Annotated in this window: 4 protein-coding genes and 1 pseudogene; 2 read left to right on the forward strand and 3 right to left on the reverse strand. The window is 65.0% G+C overall.

The window, feature by feature from the left end:
- The 3 genes and pseudogenes from Q0S16_RS11835 to waaF form a co-directional block, all read right to left on the reverse strand.
- Positions 1–117: pseudogene (locus Q0S16_RS11835) on the reverse strand (D,D-heptose 1,7-bisphosphate phosphatase); the annotation flags it as partial.
- Positions 114–707, reverse strand: a complete 594-nt coding sequence (locus Q0S16_RS11840; RefSeq protein ID WP_295848409.1) for a D-sedoheptulose 7-phosphate isomerase — start codon at positions 705–707, stop codon at positions 114–116. The gene Q0S16_RS11840 and the pseudogene Q0S16_RS11835, both read right to left, overlap by 4 nt.
- Before the next feature lie 78 nt (positions 708–785).
- Positions 786–1,856 (reverse strand): lipopolysaccharide heptosyltransferase II, encoded by a 1,071-nt coding sequence (gene waaF, locus Q0S16_RS11845; RefSeq protein WP_295848411.1) that lies wholly within the window; start codon positions 1,854–1,856, stop codon positions 786–788.
- A gap of 180 nt (positions 1,857–2,036) precedes the next feature.
- Between waaF and rfaD the strand changes: the two genes are divergently transcribed.
- Together rfaD and rfaE1 are read left to right on the forward strand one after the other, a co-directional pair.
- The gene (gene rfaD, locus Q0S16_RS11850) at positions 2,037–3,017 is read left to right on the forward strand and encodes an ADP-glyceromanno-heptose 6-epimerase (RefSeq protein WP_295848415.1); all 981 of its coding nucleotides are present in this window, start codon (positions 2,037–2,039) and stop codon (positions 3,015–3,017) included.
- Between the two features lie 21 nt (positions 3,018–3,038).
- Positions 3,039–4,058: D-glycero-beta-D-manno-heptose-7-phosphate kinase (gene rfaE1, locus Q0S16_RS11855; RefSeq protein WP_295848413.1), on the forward strand; the 1,020-nt coding region annotated here is incomplete at its 3' end.

Consider the following 4,058-nt stretch of genomic DNA (forward strand, 5'->3'; position numbering starts at 1 on the left):
GGCGTTGGGCATCCAGCGCAGCGCTTCCGGCTGGAAAACGTGATGGTCGTCATAATTGATCACGCCGTCGCGGTCGAGGAAAGCGGCGGGCTTTGCGGTTGCAGCGACGTCACTCATGTCTTGTCGACCCCGCGCATCATGGCGCGTTCGACCTCGTCGCAAATGCCATGCAACGCCACCAGATGGATCTGCTGGATGACTGGGGTGTCGTCGCTCGGCGACATCAGCAGATGATCGCAATGCGCCCGCATTGCCTCGCCGTTGACGCCGGTGCATCCGACGGTCACCATCCCGAGTTCTCGGGCCTTCGACAACGCGGTGAGAATGTTCGGCGAGCGGCCCGAGGTCGACAGTGCCATCAGCACGTCGCCGCGCTGACCCAGCCCCTCGACCTGCCGCGAAAAAACACGCTCGAAGCCGTAATCGTTGGCGATCGAGGTCAGCGCGGAAGTGTCGGTGGTCAGTGCGATCGCGGCGTAACCGGGCCGTTCCAGCTTGTAGCGGCCGACGATTTCCGCGGCGATATGCTGAGCGTCCGCGGCGCTGCCGCCATTGCCGATCAGCAGCAGTTTGTTGCCGGCGCGGAGCGCCGCGACGATCGCGGTGGCGACGGCATGGCACGCCGCCAGCAAGGTCGCGTCACCGGCGGCGCGCTGCATGGCTGCGCCCGACGCTTCGAAATGGGCTGCGATCGGATCCTGGCTCACAAAATATCGTCCCGGTTGAAACTCGCGCCTGTGGTACTGGCCGTGCCGGGTCGGCGCAAGCGCTGCAAAAACATCACCTCAAGGCGCCATGCCGAAGGCCGCGTCCTTCAGGACCCGTTCGGTCGCGTCGGCGACGTCGAGCGCCGGAATGTCCCGCATGCAGGCGTGATCGTTCAGGGTGCAGACCGGGCGGTGGCAGGGCTGGCACGGCACCGTTGTCCTGGTCTGGATAATGGCGGCCAGCGGATTGAGCGGGCCCCACAGATGCGGCGCGGTGGGCCCGAAAATTCCGATGGTCGGTGTGCCGATGGCGGCCGCGATGTGCATCAGCCCGGAATCATTGGACACGGCGACGCCCGCGGCGGCCATGGCGACCACGCCATTGCGCAAATCAGTGCCAGTGAGGTCGCGTACTCCGGGCCCGCCCACGGCGACAAGCTCTTCCGCCAGTGCTTTCTCGCCGGGGCCGCCGATCACCCAGACGTCCAGCCCGCGTTCGATCAGCAGCCGCGCGGCTTGCGCATAATAGCTCCAGCGCTTGGAGGGGCCGACCGACCCGGGCGCCAGCGCCACGGCCGGACCGTTGCCCAGGCCATTGGTCGCCCGCCAGCGTGCGATCTCCTCGGTGGGTACCCGCAACTGCGGAACCGGCCATTCGGGAGGCAGGGGGGTGCCCTCGGGTAGCGCCAGCGCGGATTTCTTGTCGATCATGCGCGGCAGCTTCTTCTCGCCCCAGCGCCACTGGTTGATCAGGCCGAAGCGGACCTCGCCGACGAAGCCGACGCGCTCCGGAATCCCGGCGAGCGCCGGCGCCAAAGCCGATTTCCAGGTGCGAGGCATCACCAGTGCCGTGCCATAGTTCTGGGCGCGCAGCCGGGCCGCGAGTTCCCATTGCTGGGCCAGGGCCAGCCGGCTGCGGGGCAGGTCCCAGATGATGCCCTGGCGGACTCCGGGCATATAGTCGACCAGCGGAGCCACCAGCTTCGTCACCAGCAGATCCACTGGCCGGTTCGGCCAGCGCTCCTTCAAGACCCGCACCACCGTATGGCCACGGACAAAATCGCCGATCCACATATAGGGCACGATCAGAATCGGGCGGGTGTCGTCCGCATCGACTTTGACACCAGGATAAGACGAATTAGGGTTCATTCTTTCAGGGGCTTCGCTACGGATGGACGCACCGTCGGTAGCCCCTCCAATCTGGAAGAACAAGCCATCTGGAAACGCTTCGTTACATGTCAGTGTCTGCCTCTCGCCTTGCCGATGTCCAAGTTGCCTGTGGCGTGCGAGTGGGGCAAAGGTGGCAAGACAGAACAGGTTGGGGATTTCATGCTGCTGGTGACCGGAGGGGCCGGTTTTATCGGATCGAACGTGGTGGCCGCGCTGAATGACGCCGGCCGGGCGGACGTCGCCGTGTGCGATTTCCTCGGTCATGACTGCAAATGGAAGAATCTGGCCAAGCGTCAGCTCGCCGACATTGTTCCGCCGGCGGAACTGATGGGCTGGTTGCGGGGCCGCAAGCTCGATGCCGTGATTCATCTGGGTGCCATTTCCGAGACCACTGCCACCGACGGTGACCTGGTGATCGAGACCAATTTCCGGCTCTCGATGCGGCTGCTGGACTGGTGCACCGCCCATGCGACACCGTTCATCTACGCCTCATCTGCCTCCACCTATGGTGACGGAACCCAGGGGTTCAGGGACGAGCAGAGCGTGGCCGCATTGAAGACGTTACAGCCGATGAACCTGTACGGCTGGAGCAAACATCTGTTTGACTTGGCGGTGGCGCAACGCGTCGCCCGGGGCGAGCGGTTGCCGCCGCAATGGGCCGGCCTGAAATTCTTCAATGTGTTCGGGCCCAATGAATATCACAAGGGCACGATGATGAGCGTGCTGACGCGGCGCTTCGACGACATCAAGGCTGGCCGCGGCATCCAGCTGTTCAAGTCGCACCGCGACGGCATCGCCGACGGCGACCAACGCCGCGACTTCATCTATGTCGACGACGTGGTCCGCGTGCTGGTGTGGCTGCTGGCGTCGCCCGCGGTCAGCGGCATCTTCAATGTCGGCACCGGGCAGGCGCGCAGCTTCAAGGACCTGATGCTGGCGGCTTACGCGGCGCTCGGCACCGCGCCGAACATCGACTACATCGACATGCCGGAGCAAATTCGCGGCAGCTACCAGTATTTCACGCAAAGCGAAGGCGACCGGTTGCGCAGCGCCGGCTATAATGGCGGCTTCACCTCGCTGGAAGATTCGGTCGACGCCTACGTCAAGGGCTTCCTCGATCAGCCCGATCGTTTCCGCTGATGCGCAACAGGTAAGAGCTTGATGTTCGATTTCGACACCCTGTCGCAGGCGATGGCCCGCCAGACTGTGCTGTGCGTCGGCGACCTGATGCTCGACGAATTCGTCTATGGCGAGGTGTCGCGCATCTCTCCGGAGGCGCCGGCGCCGGTGATCGCGGTTCAGCGCAGCGAGATCAGCGTCGGCGGCGCTGGCAATGTCGCGCGCAATATCGCAGCCCTTGGCGCGAAGTGCATCTTTGTCGGCCTGATCGGCGCGGACGAGGCGGGCCGGACTCTGAAGGAGGCGCTGGGGCAGGAGCGGTTGATCGAGCCGTTGCTGATCGCCGACGCCGCGCGGCCGACGACCCGAAAAGTACGGTTCGTTTCCGAACATTTTTCCACGCATATGCTGCGTGCCGACTGGGAGCTGGCGAAGCCGGCCTCGGCTTCGATCGAACAGCAGCTGATCGATACGATCCTGCCGCAGCTGGGGCGCGCCGATATCGTGCTGCTGTCGGACTACGCCAAGGGCGTGCTGACCGCGCGCGTCATTCGCAATGTCATCGACGCCGCCAAGAAGCTGGGCAAGCGCGTCATTGTCGATCCCAAGAGCGCCAATCTGGCGATCTATCGCGGTGCCACGCTGCTGACGCCGAACCGCAAGGAATTTTCCGAAGCCACCCGCAGCCGCGCCGACAGCGAGGTTGGCATCGCCACCGCGGCGCAGGAAGCGATGATCCTGGCCGATTGCGCCGCGATGCTGATCACGCAGAGCGAGCATGGCATGACGCTGGTCCCTCGCGATGGCGAGGCGATCCATGTCCCGGCGCTGCCGGTCACGGTGCGCGACGTCTCCGGCGCCGGCGACACGGTGGCGGCGATGCTGGCGGTGGCGCTGGCCGCGGGCGCCGATTGGGAAACCACGTTGCGCCTGGCCGCCGCGGCCGCGGCGGTCGCGGTTAGCAAAAAGGGCACCGCGGTGGTGACGTCGTCTGAACTGCGCCGCAGGATTTTGCCGCACGCCTTTCTGGCCGCCGAAGAGAAAATCGTCGCAACGGCCGAT

Source organism: Tardiphaga sp. (assembly GCF_025356345.1).
Classification (GTDB): Bacteria; Pseudomonadota; Alphaproteobacteria; order Rhizobiales; family Xanthobacteraceae; genus Tardiphaga.

Excerpts from the sequence above, each read along its gene's own strand:
- waaF (WP_295848411.1), bottom strand. The coding sequence starts at position 1,856 with ATGAACCCTAATTCGTCTTATCCTGGTGTCAAAGTCGATGCGGACGAC.
- rfaD (WP_295848415.1), top strand. The coding sequence starts at position 2,037 with ATGCTGCTGGTGACCGGAGGGGCCGGTTTTATCGGATCGAACGTGGTG.